Consider the following 15,946-nt stretch of genomic DNA (forward strand, 5'->3'; position numbering starts at 1 on the left):
TGATCCAGATCGATCTCAGCTCTCGAGATCGGGCAGCCCGAGCATCAGCCGCATGTTCTGCACGGCCGCGCCCGACGCGCCCTTGCCGAGATTGTCGAGCCGCGCCACCAGCACCGCCTGGTGATGCGTGTCGCTGGCGAAGACGTAGAGCTCGAGCTCGTTGGTCTCGTTCAGCGCCTCCGGCTCCAGCCTGCCGCTCTTGGCCGCCGCGCCATCGAGCGGCATCACCGAAACGTATCTGCTGCCGGCATAGTGTTTCGCCAGGGCGGCCTGCAAGTCCGAGCCCGACGGCCTGCCCGGCAGCGTGTCGAGCTGCAGCGGCACGGAGACCAACATCCCCTGCCGGTAGTTGCCGACCGAGGGAATGAAGATCGGCCGCCGGGTCAGCCGCGAATAGAGCTGCAGCTCCGGCAGATGCTTGTGCTCGAGGCCGAGGCCGTACAGCTCGAAGTTCGGCGCGGTGCCGTTCTCGAAGGCCGCGATCATGGTCTTGCCGCCGCCGGAATAGCCGCTGACGGCATTCACCGTCACCGGATAGTCCTGCGGCAGCAGGCCGGCATCGACCAATGGCCGCAACAGCGCGATGCCACCGGTGGGATAGCAGCCGGGGTTGGAGACCTTGCGTGCATTGCGGATCTTGTCGGCCTGATCGGCGGCGAGCTCGGGAAAGCCATAGGCCCAGTCCGGCGCGACGCGATAGGCGGTCGACGCGTCCAGCACCTTCGGCGCAGAGCTGCCCATGCCGTCGATCAGCGCCACCGTCTCCTTGGCGGCGTCATCGGGCAGGCAAAGGATGACGAGATCGACCTCGGCCATCAGCGCCCGCTTGGCTGCCGGATCCTTGCGCTTGTCCTCGGCGATCGTCTTCACGACGATATCCGGCTGGTGCCGGAGCCGCTCGGCGATTCCCAGGCCGGTCGTGCCCGAGCCGCCGTCGACGAACACGGCGCGTGTCGCAGTCCCGGAGGTGATGTGAGCTTTCGGCAAATTGCTGTCGATCACGGTCATGGCACGCTCCTTAGGTCTGGGTTTCGCCGGCAAAGGCCTGGGGCCGCGCCTGCCGCATGAGAGACGATATCTGTTGCGAGCCGATGTCGGGCCGCTCGCCGAGCCGGGTCGCGACCGCCGCATAATCGGCTTCCGACTTATGCTGGTTGAGCTTGAAGCTGCCCTCGACCTCGTCGATCGTCATCACGATGCCGACGATCGCCTTGCGCATCGCCTCGAGCCGGCCAGCGCTCATCTTGCCCGAGGTCCACGGCGCCTTCGGCAACAGCCATTGCTCGAACTTGGCGCTGACCGCATCCACCTGCTCTGCAAGCTCCGCCTCCGACAGGATGCGCGCCGGGCCGGTCAGATGCACCGCCTGATAAAGCCAGGTCGGCACCTGATCGGGCGAGACGTACCAGTCGGCCGACACATAGGCATCGGCGCCGTTGACGGCGAGCAGCCACCGCGTCGCGCCGTCGGCGAGCTTCGCCAGCGGATTGCCGCGGGCGACGTGGAAGAACGCCTGCGGCGTGCCGTCGTTCAGCGCCCCCAGGTGAAACGGCACGGAGGACGCAATCGGCCTAGTGCCGTCCCACGCGCAGACCGTGCCGAAGCCGCGCGCCTCCGCAAAGCCGAGGCTCGCGGCGCGATCGGGCTTGAAGGGCGGTGGCGTGTACATCGGAAAACTCCTGCTGGGCGAAGGAGCCGCCTGATCGATCGCGCTGCAAGGAGAAAGTTTGCCGCGGGACGGATCCGGCGGCAGGGGCTGTGATCTAGACGCAGATCATCGCCCGTACCGCGGAGGTACGACGGCGCATTTCGGCGATCATGTTGGTCGCTGCGTTGATCATGGGGGCAGGCCTATAGGGCCGCAGGGTTCCTGCGTCAAGCTCGCACGTCGGCCCGGCCCGTTCGGGGCTGGCGTCAGACCGCATGCCACAGCCATTCCATGGTGCGCCCGATGATGTCGCCGAACAACAGCAGCACCGCCGACCACACCAGCGCCGACACGAAGTTGGCGATCTGGAACACCATGTAGGGCATCTCGAAAATGCCCGCCGCCAGCGGCACCGACGCGCGCAACGGGCCGAAGAACCGGCCGATGAAGATGCTCGGCACGCCCCAATCGCGCACGAAGGCCTCGCCGCGCGGCAGCAGCTCCGGGTATCGCGACAGCGGCCACATCTGGGCGACGCGGTCCTTGTAGCGGTAGCCGAACCAGTAGGAGACCCAGTCGCCGAGCGCGGCGCCGATTCCACCGGCCAGCCATATCGGCCAGAAGCTGATCCCGGTGGCGCCGATCAGGGCGCCGATCGCGACCAGGGCGCCCCAGGCGGGAATCAGGAGCGAGACGAAGGCCAGGGACTCGCCAAAGGCAAGCAGCAGGACGATCGGAGCAGCCCAGGCCTGATGGTCGCGCACGAAGTCGGCAACCGCGCGGCCAAAATCTTCCATCTGCTCGACGCCTTTCTGCTCCGCGGCGCTTAAGTGCTTGAAGGCCTTCGCGGTTCCATGGCGCGGACTGGTACGCCACCGAACCCGCCCACTTCAAGTCACAACAACCGGCTGAACCGCGTGAACAGCGGCGATCCGGCGATCGGAACCGGCCAAAACGTGGCGGGCTGGTGAACGTCGTTGTTTCCCGGGGTCATTGTTTTATGCCGGTCCATGGCATAGTCAGGCCCAACGATTCGTTCCATCTTGCGCACACGCAACATCCAATTCCATGGGTAAACCGTTGAAATCAGCTGCAAAAGCCAAGGCCAAGGGCGTCACGGACCCGTTGGCGGCGTTCGCCGCCAAGGGCAAGGCTCCGGCCAAGCCAGCCGCCCGCGCAGGCAGCGCCGAGGGCGATTACACCGCCCGTGACATCGAGGTCCTCGAGGGCCTGGAGCCGGTGCGGCGCCGCCCCGGCATGTATATCGGCGGCACCGACGAAAAGGCGCTGCACCACCTGTTCGCCGAGGTCATCGACAACTCGATGGACGAGGCGCTGGCCGGCCACGCCACCTTCATCGAGGTCGAGCTCGATGCCGAAGGCTTCCTCACCGTGACCGACAACGGCCGCGGCATTCCGATCGATCCACATCCGAAGTTTCCCAAGAAGTCGGCGCTCGAGATCATCATGTGCACCCTGCACGCGGGCGGCAAGTTCGACTCCAAGGTCTACGAGACCTCGGGCGGTCTGCACGGCGTCGGCATCTCCGTGGTGAACGCGCTGTCGACCCGGCTCGAGGTCGAGGTCGCACGCAACCAGAAGCTCTACCGCATGATCTTCGAGCGCGGCCACCCGAAGGGCAAGCTCGAGGAGGTCGGCAAGGTCGCCAACCGGCGCGGCACACGGGTGCGTTTCCAGCCCGACCCGACCATCTTCGGCGCCAAGGCGACGTTCAAGCCGCAGCGCCTGTTCAAGATGGCGCGCTCGAAAGCCTATCTGTTCGGCGGCGTCGAGATCCGCTGGAAATGCGATCCGTCGCTGCTGAAGGGCATCGAGGACGTCCAGCCCGAGGCGACGTTCCACTTCCCCGGCGGCCTGAAGGACTATCTGGCCGCAGCGATCCATGCCGACACGCTGGTCCATCCGGATATCTTCGCCGGCAAGTCGGGCCGCACCGGCGGCCATGGCGGCTGCGAATGGGCGGTCGCCTGGACCGCTGATGCCGACGGCTTCCTGTCGTCCTACTGCAACACGATTCCGACGCCCGACGGCGGCACGCACGAATCCGGCATCCGCAGCGCGCTGCTGCGCGGCCTGAAGGACCACGCCGAGCGCGTCGGCCAAGGCAAGCGCTCGGCCAACATCACCTCCGAGGACATCATGGCGGGCGCCGCCATCATGCTCTCGGTGTTCGTGCGCGAGCCCGAATTCCAGGGCCAGACCAAGGATCGCCTCGCGACCGCCGAGGCCCAGCGCATCGTCGAGCAAGCCGTCAAGGATCCGTTCGATCACTGGCTGTCGGGCAATCCGGTGCAGGCCAACCGGCTGCTCGATTTCGTCATCGAGCGCGCCGAGGAGCGCATCCGCCGTCGCCAGGAGAAGGAGACGGCGCGCAAGACCGCGACCAAGAAGCTGCGCCTGCCGGGCAAGCTTGCCGATTGCACCGATGCCGGCACCGAGGGCTCCGAGCTGTTCATCGTCGAGGGCGATTCGGCCGGCGGCAGCGCCAAGCAGGCGCGCGACCGCAAGAAGCAGGCGGTGCTGCCGCTGCGCGGCAAGATCCTCAACGTGGCCTCGGCCGGCAAGGACAAGCTGACGGCGAATGCCCAGCTCGCCGACCTCGTGATGGCGATCGGCGCTGGCACGGGCACGTCGTATCGCGAAGAGGATCTGCGCTACCAGCGTATCATCATCATGACCGATGCCGACGTGGACGGCGCCCACATCGCCTCGCTGCTGATCACGTTCTTCTACAGGCAGATGAGACCGCTGATCGACGAGGGCCACCTCTACCTCGCCGTGCCGCCGCTCTACCGACTGACCCATGGCAGCAAGACGTTCTACGCGCGCGACGATGCCCACCGGGACGAGCTCCTCAAGCGCGAGTTCAACGCCAACGCCAAGGTCGAGATCGGCCGCTTCAAAGGTCTCGGCGAGATGATGCCGGCGCAATTGAAGGAAACCACCATGGATCCGGCCAAGCGCACCCTGCTGCGCGTGATGCTGCTCGCCGAAGATCGCGACGGCACGGCCGACTCGGTCGAGCGGCTGATGGGGACCAAGGCGGAGGCCCGCTTTGCCTTCATTTCGGAAAAGGCCGAATTCGCCAGCGACGAGCTGCTCGACGTCTAGCTTTTGACCCGATTTCACGCCTCGATTGCAGGTTCCATTCACTCGCGCGAACCTGCAATCACCTAGTTTGATCAGAGACTTACGAGGGCCGCGCGCATCCCGCAGCGCACTTTCCCCTCCGGTGTGCTCAACCTGCAACAGCTTTTGGGCACCAATCGGCTATAGTTCGGGCACATCTGGCGAGGGAATCGCCGCCGCAACCCGGCACCTGCGACACGACGATCTTGGGGAATTGAATATGAAAAAGCTTTTGCTTGCTGCCACTGCGCTGGTTGCGATCACGGGTGCCGCTTCGGCTGCTGATCTGGCGGCTCGCCCCTATGTGAAGGCGCCGATGATGCCGGTGGCGCCGAGCTGGACCGGTTTCTACATCTTCGGTGGCGCCGGCGGCGGCCTCTGGGATGCCGACTCGCACACCAACTTCAACGGCGTGCCGGTGACGATTGATCAGCGCGTCGGCGGCGACGGCTTCCTCGGCACGGTCGGCGCGGGCTATGACTGGCAGGTCAACCCGACCTGGGTTTTCGGCCTGTTCGCTGACGGCCAGTTCGGCAGCCTGCGCGGCACCCTGCAGGATCAGTTCGCTGCCCTGACCGGCCGCATCAAGATGGAAACCGCCTGGGCCGCGGGCGCCCGCGTCGGCTATCTGGTTGCGCCGAACGTGCTGTCCTACGTCAACGCCGGCTACTCCGGTTCGCACTGGTCGGGCACTGGCCTGACCACCCTCACGGGCGCGGCGTCCGGCTTCCACACCGACTCGTTCAACCGCAACGGCTGGTTCGTCGGTGGCGGCGTCGAGAACAACCTGAACATCTTCGGCATCTCGGCGCCGGGCTGGTTCATGAAGACCGAATATCGCGCCGCCTACTACGACCGCAAGGACATCGCGGTCCGTACCGACGTCGGCAACCTCGCGACGACCGACTCGGTCAGCTTCAAGCCGTGGGTGCAGACCATCAGCACCTCGCTGGTCTACCGCTTCAACTGGACCGGCCCGGCCGTCAAGTACTGAGCAGACCGCACTCGGTCGTTCGATCATTCTGCGAAAAGCCCCGGTTGATCCGGGGCTTTTTGTTTTCGGCTCGGATATTGGCGGCTGGAGCCGCTGGTCATCTGCCGCGGCGGCCGCTAGCCTCCTCGTCATAAAACTTCACAAAAAAGACGGCAGCAGCGTCTCCGATGCTGTGACGCGGTCGATGAGGGAGGAAGTGGCCATGCGGAGATTCCTGATGATCGGCGGCCTGCTTCTGCTCGCCGTCGGCCTGCTCTGGGTCGGCCAGGGCACCGGGGTGGTGGCATGGCCGCGGACGAGCTTCATGATCAACCAGCTGCAATGGGCCGGCTACGGCGTCGGCATGGGTGCACTCGGCCTGGTGATGATCTGGCAGGGCACCTGCTGACGTCTGACAACAACATGGAGACACGACATGGCGGGCCGCTTCGACCTGAGTGGCAAGGTTGCGATCGTGACAGGAGGCAACGGCGGAATCGGCCTGGGGATGGCGCGCGGGCTTGCCGATGCCGGCGCCGACATTGCCGTGGTCGGCCGCAACGAAGCCAAGTCACAGGCGGCGGTGGCTGATCTCGCCGGTCGCGGCGGCCGTGCCATCGCCGTCACAGCCGACGTCAGCGACAAGGACGACGTCGCCGCCATGGTCGCGCGCGTGGCCAGCGAGCTCGGTCGCATCGACATCCTCATCAACAATGCCGGCATGAGCATTCGCAAGCCGCCGCACGTGCTCGAGCTGGAGGAGTGGCAGCAGGTGATCGACACCAATCTCACCAGCGCGTTCCTGTGCTCGAAGGCCGCCTACCCGGCCCTCAAGGCGAGCGGCGGCGGCAAAATCATCAACATCGGCTCGATGCTGTCGATCTTCGGCGCCAGCTTCGCGCCGGCCTACGCGGCCAGCAAAGGCGGCATCGTGCAGTACACGCGCGCCTGTGCCTGCGCCTGGGCGCCCGACAACATCCAGGTCAACGCGATTCTGCCGGGCTGGATCGACACCGACCTGACGCGCGCGGCGCGTAGCCAGATCGACGGCCTGCACGACCGCGTGCTGGCGCGCACGCCCGCGGCACGGTGGGGCGACATCGACGACTTCGCCGGCATCGCGACGTTCCTGAGCTCGCCGGCCTCCGACTTCGTCACCGGTACCGCGATTCCCGTCGATGGTGGCTATTCGATCATGGCGTAGCCGACGCCTCAGCGTCGAAAGCTCTTGATCTCGGAGACGCTGCCGTCGCGATAGGTCAACTCCACCGAGACGAACTTCGTCGCCGGCGGCAGCTTCAAATAAGGCGTGGCGTTGGAGGGAATCGCAATGGGATCGCGCATGTCGCAGCCGGGCATGTTGAGGACCTTGTCCGGCACCGCCGTGTCGATGCCGATGCGGACCTCGCGGATGGCGCAGCGATACGACATCAGGTGCGTGTAGTAGACCAGGAGGCCGTTGAACTCGCGGAACGACAGCCAGCTCGTCGCGGTCATGTCGAGGATCTTGCGCTGGTCGTGCACCAGCGCGGCCTCCGGCTCGAAGCGGATCGGGAACGGTCCCTGCATCTCGCCGGATGCATCGACATAGCGGACCTGGATGGTGCCCGCGGGCGCATCCGCCGGCAGCTGGATCGAGGGATTGGGCATGCGCTTGCGCGTGCGCGGATCGAGCACGTCCATGAAGCCAGTCTCGCGAAACTCTCCTGCGTCGCCCATGCGCCAGGAAATGCCGAGCGTCGGATCGGCGATCGAGAAGGTGACGGTCCAGCCGCCATTGTGGCGCGAGAACATCGCGATCGGTGCGTTCAGGCTCTCGTTCGCCGGCGGAATGCGCGGCGCAGAGACGGGAGGCAGCGCCGCAAGCTTCTGCTGCGGCTCGGCCGGCTTGTCGGCCGCAGCCGGCCCCTTCGCCATGCCGTTGAGAAAGACATCGTCGACCATCTGGTCGAAATAGACCGGGATCTGCTTGTGCCGCACGGTCTCGGCGAGCTCGCTGACCACGCGGCGGGTGCGCTGCGCGACCTGCACCAGATTGACGCCAGGCTGCGTCAGCTCCTTGGCGAAGGTGCGCGTGAACACCGAGTTCGGATTGGCGTCATCGTTGGAGAGACGGTCGAGCGCGGTCTGGCGTGGGCCGGCCGAGAACACCGAGAATACGCCTTCGGGCAACTGCGTCATCGGCGCCAGGCCGCCCCCGCCCGCCACCGCGCGCGTGCCCGAGCGCTCGAACGGATTGTTGCGGCAGGCATCGAACACCAGGATCGAGGTGCGCGCCTTCTTGTTCTGCAGCCGCTCGATGACGCGGTCCGCGAGGATCGAGGCGTCGCGCACCAGCTCTTCCTGGCCTTCGGTGGCCGCGGGCACGTCGGTCGGCAACAGGAAGTTCTGGCCCGCGATCTCGAAGCCATGACCGGCATAGAAGAAGAACGCGGTGTCGCCCGGCTCGACGGCGTTGTCGAACGCCAGCAGCGTCTGGCTGAACTGCTGGCGATTGAGATTCTCCGCGACCATGACGTTGAAGCCGAGCTGCTTCAGCGTGTCGCCCATCGTCCGCGCGTCGTTGACGGCCTTCTGCAACTTCGGCACGAACCGGTAGTCGTTATTGCCGATCACGAGCGCGACGCGCTTCTCGGCATGCGCGGCCGGCGCCAGAACCACCGCCAGCATCGCCAGCCCGCACGCCAGCCACATCCGCATCGATCTCATCGTCCGTCCCTGCACTCATCGCGTGGGCTGCCGCCCTCGGATAGTCGACGGCACGCCGCCACCGGTTCATCCCCGGGGCACACGCGGCTGCTCCCCCTGCCGAACACACGCCGCAATTCCGTCGACAATTCGACCGGAGCGCTTTCCGCGACCGGCCGCCAGTGCTTCGGAGCACCCGAATGCGACAGCTCGACGACAGGTTGCCTGCAAATAATGCAAAAACATTAAGCTTTTTCGGTACTTCGCCCCCCTCTTCCATTGACTTTGCAGGATTCGCCCCTATCTTGCGCAGTAGCGCGGCCGGATCGCATCCGATTCCTGAGAAATTGACCGCGGGCCGGCGCTAGTCAGAAAACCCCCAGCTTCCTTAGAGCATGCCGTTTCGGGGTTGAGCGCGACCACAGCCTTTTACCCTCGATTCCTAACGGCGGCGTCGAATAGAGGCCCCGTCGCCTATCGGCGCGTGACATAGAGGCTCGATGTCTTTTTCCAATCTCGGCTTGTCCGACAAGGTGTTGGCTGCAGTTGCGGCCACCGGCTACACCAACCCGACCCCCATTCAGGAACAGGCGATTCCTCATGTGCTGGCGCGCCGCGACGTGCTCGGCATCGCCCAGACCGGTACCGGCAAGACCGCCGCTTTCGTCCTGCCGATGCTCACGATCCTCGAAAAGGGCCGCGCCCGCGCGCGAATGCCGCGCACCCTGATCCTGGAGCCGACCCGCGAGCTGGCGGCCCAGGTCAAAGAGAACTTCGATCGCTACGGCGCCGGACAGAAGCTCAATGTCGCCCTGCTGATCGGCGGCGTCTCCTTCGGCGACCAGGACGCCAAGCTGACCCGCGGGGTCGACGTGCTGATCGCCACGCCGGGCCGACTGCTCGATCATACCGAGCGCGGCGGCCTTCTCCTCACTGGCGTCGAGTTGCTGGTCATCGACGAAGCCGACCGCATGCTCGACATGGGCTTCATTCCCGACATCGAACGCATCTGCAAGCTCGTTCCCTTCACCCGCCAGACCCTGTTCTTCACCGCGACCATGCCGCCGGAAATCCGGCGCATCACCGAAGCCTTCCTGCACAATCCGCAGAAGGTCGAGGTCTCCAAGCCGGCGACGACAGCCGTCACGGTGACCCAGTTGCAGGTGCCCTCGGGACGCGAGGCGCATCAGAAGCGCGAGGTGCTGCGCAGGCTGTTGCGGGACGCCAAGGATCTCAACAACGCGATCATCTTCTGCAACCGCAAGCGTGATGTCGCCATCGTTCACAAGTCGCTGCAGAAGCATGGCTTCAGCGTCGGCGCCCTGCACGGCGACATGGACCAGTCGGCCCGCACCGCCGCGCTCGATCAATTCCGCAAGGGCGAACTGCCATTGCTCGTCGCCTCCGACGTCGCCGCACGCGGCCTCGACATTCCCGAAGTCAGCCACGTCTTCAATTTCGACGTGCCGCATCATTCGGACGACTACGTTCACCGCATCGGCCGTACCGGCCGCGCCGGACGGACCGGCACTGCAATCTCGATCGTGGCTCCGGCCGACCAGAAGTCGATGGTCGCGATCGAGAAGCTGATCGGACAAGGCATTCCCACCATCGAAGGCGACTACGAGGTGCAGGAATCCTCGGGCGACGAGGACAGCCGTGAGCGGCGTCCGCGCGACGCCGCGCGTCGCGGCAGCCGCGGCAAGGCGCGGGAGCGCGATGCGGGATCGCGTGATCGTGATGCAGCTCCGCGCGAGCGCGATCGTGAGCCGCGGCCAGCAGCGCCGCGCGCCGCCCAGGCAGCTTCTCCCCGGCCTGCTGCGCCTAGCGCCCGCAAGGAACAACCGCGTAACGAACAGCCTCGCAATGAAGCGCGGCGGCCGCGGCGCGACCACGACAACGAGCCTGCCGATCATTCACATCTGCCGGCGTTCCTGCTTCGCCCGGTGCGGGCCCCGCTTCCCTGAGCGAGTACAAGATTCCGGGCTGCGCGACATGCGGCCGCCCGGACTGTCGCGTCCGCGATGATCAGTTGCTGCATTCGTCGTACTTGACTGGAGTCGACATCGCCGAGCCCTCGGCGAATGCGCGCGTGCGCGAATAGTTCCAGCTCGCGTCAGCAAGTTCCCGCAGCATCCTATGCAGCTCATTGAACATATGCGGTGCCGGTCCCAGATGAACGGCTCGTGCGCACATCCGGGACTCTACGGCCGTATTTACCCCTGGTTCACAAACGTCCTTTAGCTTGGCCGGCATTGTTTATTTCATTGCTGTGACGACGACGGCGACGCGGGCGATTGGGGGAGAACCTGTGGTGGTCAATGCGCTTGACGAACACGAACGCACGATAGGCTTCGCCGAAGTCGCGCTCAGCCAGATCAGAACGCTTCGCCATTCGGCAAATCCGCGCAACTACGAGATCTGGTACGTCTACGCGACGGGCTACAACGCACCGCTGAACGAGATCATCAACGAGACGCTGTCGCGCAACGGCAGGCTGTCGCAATCCGATCTGGATCAGCTCTACGACTCCTACCTCGCGCATCTCAAGACCTCGGATCGCATCGACAAGGTCGGCGCGCGCGTGGTCGGCGAGATCGACGACCTGATGAACATGCTCAGCGATGCCCTCGGCAGAACCGCGAGCTACGATGCGAGCCTCGCGGGCGCCGATCAACGGCTCGCATCGGCCACCAGCCGCGAGCAACTGGTCGACATCATCGAGGCGCTAGCCCATTCGACCAAGCAGATGCGCGAAACCAACCGCATCCTCGAAGAGCGGCTGACGCTGTCGAAGGACGAGATCAGCGGGCTGCAACACAGCCTGGAGGTGATCCGGGCCGAGAGCCTGACCGATCCGCTCACAGGGCTCGGCAACCGCAAATATTTCGACCGGATGCTCGAGACGACGGTGCAGTCGGGGCTCGCGACCCAGCAGCCGCTGTCGCTGCTGATGTTTGACATCGACCATTTCAAGTCCTTCAACGACTCCTACGGACATCTCACCGGAGACCAGGTGCTGCGGCTGGTCGGGATGACCCTGAAGCATGCCATCAAGGGCCAGGACATCGCCGCGCGCTACGGCGGCGAGGAGTTCGCTGTCGTGCTGCCGAACACCACGCTGCAGCACGCACTGACAGTGGCCGATCACATCCGCCGCGCCGTCACGGCAAAGGAGCTGAAGAAGAAGTCGACCGGGGAGATCCTCGGACGTGTGACGATCTCGGTCGGCCTGTCCCTGCTGCGGGCCGGTGACGATACGGATACGCTGATCGAACGCGCCGACGCCTGCCTCTATGCCGCCAAGCGCAGCGGGCGCAACAAGGTGGTGTGCGAGAACGATCCCGAATATGCGGCAGCCACGCGCGGCCAGGTTGCCTGAGGGCCAGGTGGCCAGCCGAGCGTCGAGAGCATCAGCGCGTCCGCGATGATGCTGTGCGCGACGTCCGGCCCCGCACCGCCGTCGCGCTGCGAGCCTTGCGGCCGGCGGGCGCCGTTTCCGCGCCCTTGCCAACGCTCTTGGCAACGTTCTTGGCAACGTTCTTGGCCACCTTCCCCGTCTTGACCGACTTGGTCTTTTTCGCTGCTGTCTTGGTCGCTCCGGACTTGCTCCGACCACGCGCCGGTACCGCCTCGCTGCGCGGCGCAGCCCGTTTCTTGCTGGTCCGCTTGCTCAAGGCGGCCCTCTGCGCCGCCGCAAACGCATCTCTCGCCCATGCCGCGAACTCATCGGTGTCGTCGAACAGATGCGCCGGCACCTGCCAATACGAGCGCACCGTCATGGTCCGCGCGCGCGTCTCGTAGGAGAACGGCTTGGATCCGGCCTCCTCGAACCTGGCAAAGCTGGCCTCATCGGCGCGCAGATAGAGACCGCTGCGCAGCGCGAGCGCAAAGTTGATGCCATCGGCAGAGATGCCGAAGCCGGAGAACATCCGCCGGATCGTGACCGGACCGAAGCCGGCGAACAGATCGGTCAGGAATTCGCGGTCCATCGCACCAGCTCCCGCCAACACCCAGTTGCTCGCCTGGAGTTTTCGGTCGGGAGGGTGGCGTGTGTCAATGTCCGGAACGCGACAGGGTCCGGTGCCGTCCCGGCGGAAAGCCGACGATCAGACCTCGGCCGGCTTGAGCTGAACCGACTCGCCGCAGCCGCAGGCGCTGATCTGGTTCGGGTTGTTGAACACGAACTGCGCCTGCATCTTGTCGGCCTGATAGTCCATCTCGGTCCCGAGCAGAAACAGCACGGCCTTGGGATCGACCAGGATCTTCACGCCCTTGTCCTCGACCACCTCGTCGGTCGGCCGGATATCGTGGGCATATTCGACCGTGTAGGACTGTCCGGCGCAGCCGCCGTTCTTGACCCCGACGCGCAATCCGATGATCTCGGATTCCGCGCGTGCGGTCAGTTCGCGGATGCGCGTGGCCGCGGCATCGGTCAGCCGCATGACCTGCGGACGGGGCCGCGGCTTCGGCTTGCTGGCGACTGGCGTGTTGGTCATATCGGTCATCTGGTCAATCCCGGCGTTCGATCAATCCCGACCGCCATTCAAACGTCGTGCCTCACCACATGTTGAGGACGAGGCGGGCCTCGTCGCTCATCCGGTCCGGCGTCCATTGCGGCTCCCAGACAATGCTCACATTGACCACGCCGACCCCCGGAACGCTGGCGATCGCGTTCTCGACCATGGTCGGCAGCTCGCCGGCCGCCGGACAGTTCGGCGTCGTCAAGGTCATCATCACGTCGACGCTGCGGTCGTCCTTGATGTCGACCTTGTAGATCAGGCCGAGCTCGTAGATGTCGGCCGGGATCTCCGGGTCGAACACCGTCTTCAGCGCTGCGATGATCTCGGTGGAAAGCCGCTCGGTCTCCTCCGGCGGCAGCGCCGAATGGGTTTCGACAGTCTGAGTTTTGACGTCGGCCGTGTCGGTCATGCAAACAATTCCCGCGCCTTGATCAATGCCTGTGCAAGCTGATCGACCTCTTCCCTCGTATTGTACATGCCAAACGAGGCCCTGCAGGTCGCCGTGACGTTGAATCTCTCCAAAAGCGGCATCACGCAGTGCGTGCCCGCACGCACCGCGACGCCCTGGCGGTCGATCACGGTCGCGATGTCATGAGCATGCGCCCCCTTCATCTCGAACGAGATCACCGGCCCCTTGCCCTTGGCGGTGCCGATCAGCCGCAGCGAGTTGATCTCGCGCAGCCGATCCTGGGCATAGGTGAGCAGGTCGTGCTCATGCGCGGCGATGCGCTCCTTGCCGACCGAGTTGACGTAATCGATCGCGGCGCCCAGCCCGACCGCCTCGACGATCATCGGGGTGCCCGCCTCGAACTTGTGCGGCGGATCGCCATAAGTGACCCAGTCGCGCGCAACCTCGCGGATCATCTCGCCGCCGCCATTGTAGGGGCGCATGGCAACGAGGTGGTCGTATTTGGCGTAGAGCACGCCGATCCCGGTCGGCCCGTACAGCTTATGGCCGGTGAAGACGTAGAAGTCGCAGTCGATGTCCTGGACGTCGATGGCGAGGTGCACGGCGGCCTGGCTGCCGTCGACCAGCACCGGGATGCCGCGCGCATGCGCAATCCGAACGACCTCCTTCACCGGCACCAGCGTGCCCAGCATGTTCGACATCTGCGTGATCGCGACCAGCTTGGTCCTGGGCGTCAGCAGCTTCTCGAACTCGTCGATCAGGAAGTTGCCGTCGTCGTCGACCGGGGCCCACTTGATCACCGCGCCCTGCCGCTCCCTGAGGAAATGCCAGGGGACGATGTTGGAATGGTGCTCCATGATCGAGAGCACGATCTCGTCGCCCTCGCCGATGTTCGGCCCGCCCCACGACGACGCGACCAGATTGATCGCCTCGGTCGCGTTGCGGGTGAAGATGATCTCCTCGCTGCGGCGCGCATTGAGGAAGCGCGTGACCCGCTCCCGGCCGCCCTCATAAGCTTCCGTGGCGGCATTGGCGAGATAATGCAGGCCGCGATGCACGTTGGCATATTCGCTGGTATAGGCCTGCGTCATGCGGTCGAGCACCGCGCGCGGCTTCTGTGCCGAGGCGGCATTGTCGAGATAGACGAGCTTCTTGCCGTAGACCTGCAGCGCCAGCGCCGGAAAGTCCTCGCGGATGCGGGCGACGTCGTAGGATCCGTTGGAGACGGCGGGATGCGTGCTCATGCGCGCGCCTCCATCCAGTCCTGGGCGGCCGCGATGACGCGCTCGCGCAAGGAATCGTCCTCGATCGCCTCGATGGCTTCGCCGACGAAGGCCTGGATCAGCAGCGCCTGGGCCTGCTTCTCCGGCAGGCCGCGGGCCTGCAGATAGAACAACAGGCTGTCGTCGAGCGCGCCGGCGGTGGCGCCATGGCCGCAGGAGACGTCGTCGGCGAAGATCTCGAGTTCGGGCTTGCTGTCGGCCTCGGCCTCGTCGGACAACAGTAGCGCCCGCGTCATCATCTTGCCGTCGGTCTGCTGCGCGTCGGGGCGGACGATGATGCGGCCCTGGAACACCGAATGGGCGCGATCGTCGAGCACCGCGCGAAAGTTCTCGCGGCTGGTGCAGCCGGGCACCGCGTGATCGACCACCAGCGTCAGGTCGCCATGCTGCTTGTCGCGCAGCAGGTTGACGCCGTTGATGATCAGCTCGCTGCCTTCGCCCTTGAGAGTGATGAAGCCCTGCAGACGACTGACGGCGCCGCCGGTCGTCATGTTGAAGAGATTGAGTTTCGACCGCGCACCGACCTCGTACTTGGCTGACGTGATGTTAACGGCATCCCTGGCATCGCGCATCAGGCGAATGGTGGACAACGCAGCGTCGTCACCGAGGGAGACGACCACGGCGTCATTGGCCTGATAGCCCGAGGCGCCATCGGCGGCGATCGCGCTTTCGATCAAGGTGGCCTGCGCGCCGTTCCCCACCGAAAGATGCGAGCGACTGGCACGCGATGCCTGCGATGCCGTCGCGATGTGAATGATCTGCAGCGGATGCGAGAGCTTTGCACCATCCGCCACGGAGATCAGGACTCCGTCGGTCGCGAGCGCACCGTTCAACAGGACCATCGCATCGTTGACGGTCGTCTCCAGCAGCCGCTCGCTGCCGGCGCTCTGCAGCGCCTCGCGCAGCGTGTGAACCTTGACACCATCTTCGGAGGCCGAGATGTCCGAGAGCTCCGCCACGAACACGCCGTCGACCAGCACCAGCTTCCGAGCACCGTCGACGGCAACAGAAGCCAGCACGGTTTTTGCCCGCGCCAGCGCCGCCGCGTCCGGCGCGCCTGCCAGCGGCAGCACCTCGCGCATCAGCGCACGCAGATCGGTGTACTTCCATTCCTCGATACGACGGTGCGGCAGGCCGGTGCGCTCGAAGGCCGAGAAGGCTTCGCGCCGGATATCGACCACCTTGCCGGTGCCGGGCAGACGGCCCAGAGCGGCAGAGAGCAAGCTGCTCGCCGCCGGACCGCTGTCGTTCTTGACCAAAGCTACGTTCATC

At 65.4% G+C, this 15,946-nt stretch carries 15 protein-coding genes; 6 read left to right on the plus strand and 9 right to left on the minus strand.

Annotation, left to right across the window (positions count from 1 at the left end; genetic code table 11):
* Positions 1–15 precede the first annotated feature (15 nt).
* The 3 genes from argC to ACQR1F_RS05315 all read right to left on the minus strand — a co-directional run bounded on the left by argC (position 16) and on the right by ACQR1F_RS05315 (position 2,445).
* Positions 16–1,008, minus strand: coding sequence for an N-acetyl-gamma-glutamyl-phosphate reductase (gene argC / locus ACQR1F_RS05305; RefSeq protein WP_434912634.1), 993 nt, complete (start codon positions 1,006–1,008; stop codon positions 16–18).
* Positions 1,009–1,018: 10 nt separating this feature from the next.
* Positions 1,019–1,669: an FMN-binding negative transcriptional regulator gene (locus ACQR1F_RS05310; RefSeq protein WP_315800120.1), complete on the minus strand. Its 651-nt coding sequence runs from the start codon at positions 1,667–1,669 to the stop codon at positions 1,019–1,021.
* Positions 1,670–1,914: 245 nt separating this feature from the next.
* Positions 1,915–2,445 (minus strand): DedA family protein, encoded by a 531-nt coding sequence (locus ACQR1F_RS05315; protein WP_315800121.1) that lies wholly within the window; start codon positions 2,443–2,445, stop codon positions 1,915–1,917.
* A gap of 271 nt (positions 2,446–2,716) precedes the next feature.
* On the opposite strand from ACQR1F_RS05315, the gene parE reads away from it, so the two are divergent.
* The 4 genes from parE (at position 2,717) to ACQR1F_RS05335 (ending at position 6,975) form a co-directional block, all read left to right on the plus strand.
* Positions 2,717–4,780 (plus strand): DNA topoisomerase IV subunit B, encoded by a 2,064-nt coding sequence (gene parE / locus ACQR1F_RS05320; protein WP_316215734.1) that lies wholly within the window; start codon positions 2,717–2,719, stop codon positions 4,778–4,780.
* 238 nt (positions 4,781–5,018) lie between these two features.
* Complete coding sequence (locus tag ACQR1F_RS05325; protein ID WP_315800123.1) at positions 5,019–5,792, plus strand: outer membrane protein; 774 nt, start codon at positions 5,019–5,021, stop codon at positions 5,790–5,792.
* 202 nt (positions 5,793–5,994) lie between these two features.
* Positions 5,995–6,180, plus strand: a complete 186-nt coding sequence (locus ACQR1F_RS05330; RefSeq protein ID WP_009027935.1) for a hypothetical protein — start codon at positions 5,995–5,997, stop codon at positions 6,178–6,180.
* Between the two features lie 27 nt (positions 6,181–6,207).
* Positions 6,208–6,975 (plus strand): SDR family NAD(P)-dependent oxidoreductase, encoded by a 768-nt coding sequence (locus tag ACQR1F_RS05335; RefSeq protein ID WP_315800124.1) that lies wholly within the window; start codon positions 6,208–6,210, stop codon positions 6,973–6,975.
* Between the two features lie 8 nt (positions 6,976–6,983).
* Here ACQR1F_RS05335 and ACQR1F_RS05340 read toward each other — a convergent pair whose 3' ends face one another.
* On the minus strand, positions 6,984–8,480 hold the full coding sequence (locus tag ACQR1F_RS05340; protein ID WP_409997859.1) for a caspase family protein: 1,497 nt from the start codon (positions 8,478–8,480) through the stop codon (positions 6,984–6,986).
* 479 nt (positions 8,481–8,959) lie between these two features.
* Between ACQR1F_RS05340 and ACQR1F_RS05345 the strand changes: the two genes are divergently transcribed.
* Together ACQR1F_RS05345 and ACQR1F_RS05350 are read left to right on the plus strand one after the other, a co-directional pair.
* The gene (locus ACQR1F_RS05345) at positions 8,960–10,426 is read left to right on the plus strand and encodes a DEAD/DEAH box helicase (protein ID WP_315800126.1); all 1,467 of its coding nucleotides are present in this window, start codon (positions 8,960–8,962) and stop codon (positions 10,424–10,426) included.
* 347 nt (positions 10,427–10,773) lie between these two features.
* The gene (locus tag ACQR1F_RS05350; RefSeq protein WP_316178913.1) at positions 10,774–11,841 is read left to right on the plus strand and encodes a GGDEF domain-containing protein; all 1,068 of its coding nucleotides are present in this window, start codon (positions 10,774–10,776) and stop codon (positions 11,839–11,841) included.
* A gap of 31 nt (positions 11,842–11,872) precedes the next feature.
* Here ACQR1F_RS05350 and ACQR1F_RS05355 read toward each other — a convergent pair whose 3' ends face one another.
* From ACQR1F_RS05355 to sufD, 5 genes are all read right to left on the minus strand, one after another.
* A complete protein-coding gene (locus ACQR1F_RS05355) occupies positions 11,873–12,451 on the minus strand; it encodes a TfoX/Sxy family protein (protein WP_434912635.1) in 579 nt (192 codons plus the stop codon).
* A gap of 117 nt (positions 12,452–12,568) precedes the next feature.
* On the minus strand, positions 12,569–12,958 hold the full coding sequence (locus ACQR1F_RS05360) for a HesB/IscA family protein (RefSeq protein WP_257170803.1): 390 nt from the start codon (positions 12,956–12,958) through the stop codon (positions 12,569–12,571).
* A 61-nt stretch (positions 12,959–13,019) separates the two neighbouring features.
* Positions 13,020–13,391 (minus strand): SUF system Fe-S cluster assembly protein, encoded by a 372-nt coding sequence (locus tag ACQR1F_RS05365; RefSeq protein WP_315800129.1) that lies wholly within the window; start codon positions 13,389–13,391, stop codon positions 13,020–13,022.
* Positions 13,388–14,635 carry a cysteine desulfurase gene (locus ACQR1F_RS05370; RefSeq protein ID WP_434895167.1) on the minus strand — a complete coding sequence of 416 codons (1,248 nt, stop codon included), beginning with the start codon at positions 14,633–14,635 and terminating at the stop codon, positions 13,388–13,390. The genes ACQR1F_RS05365 and ACQR1F_RS05370 overlap by 4 nt, the downstream gene beginning before the upstream one ends.
* Complete coding sequence (gene sufD, locus ACQR1F_RS05375) at positions 14,632–15,945, minus strand: Fe-S cluster assembly protein SufD (RefSeq protein ID WP_316236565.1); 1,314 nt, start codon at positions 15,943–15,945, stop codon at positions 14,632–14,634. The genes ACQR1F_RS05370 and sufD overlap by 4 nt, the downstream gene beginning before the upstream one ends.
* Between the last annotated feature and the right edge of the window lies 1 nt (position 15,946).

The sequence above is a fragment of the Bradyrhizobium sp. HKCCYLS3013 genome, assembly GCF_051167615.1.
GTDB lineage: Bacteria > Pseudomonadota > Alphaproteobacteria > Rhizobiales > Xanthobacteraceae > Bradyrhizobium.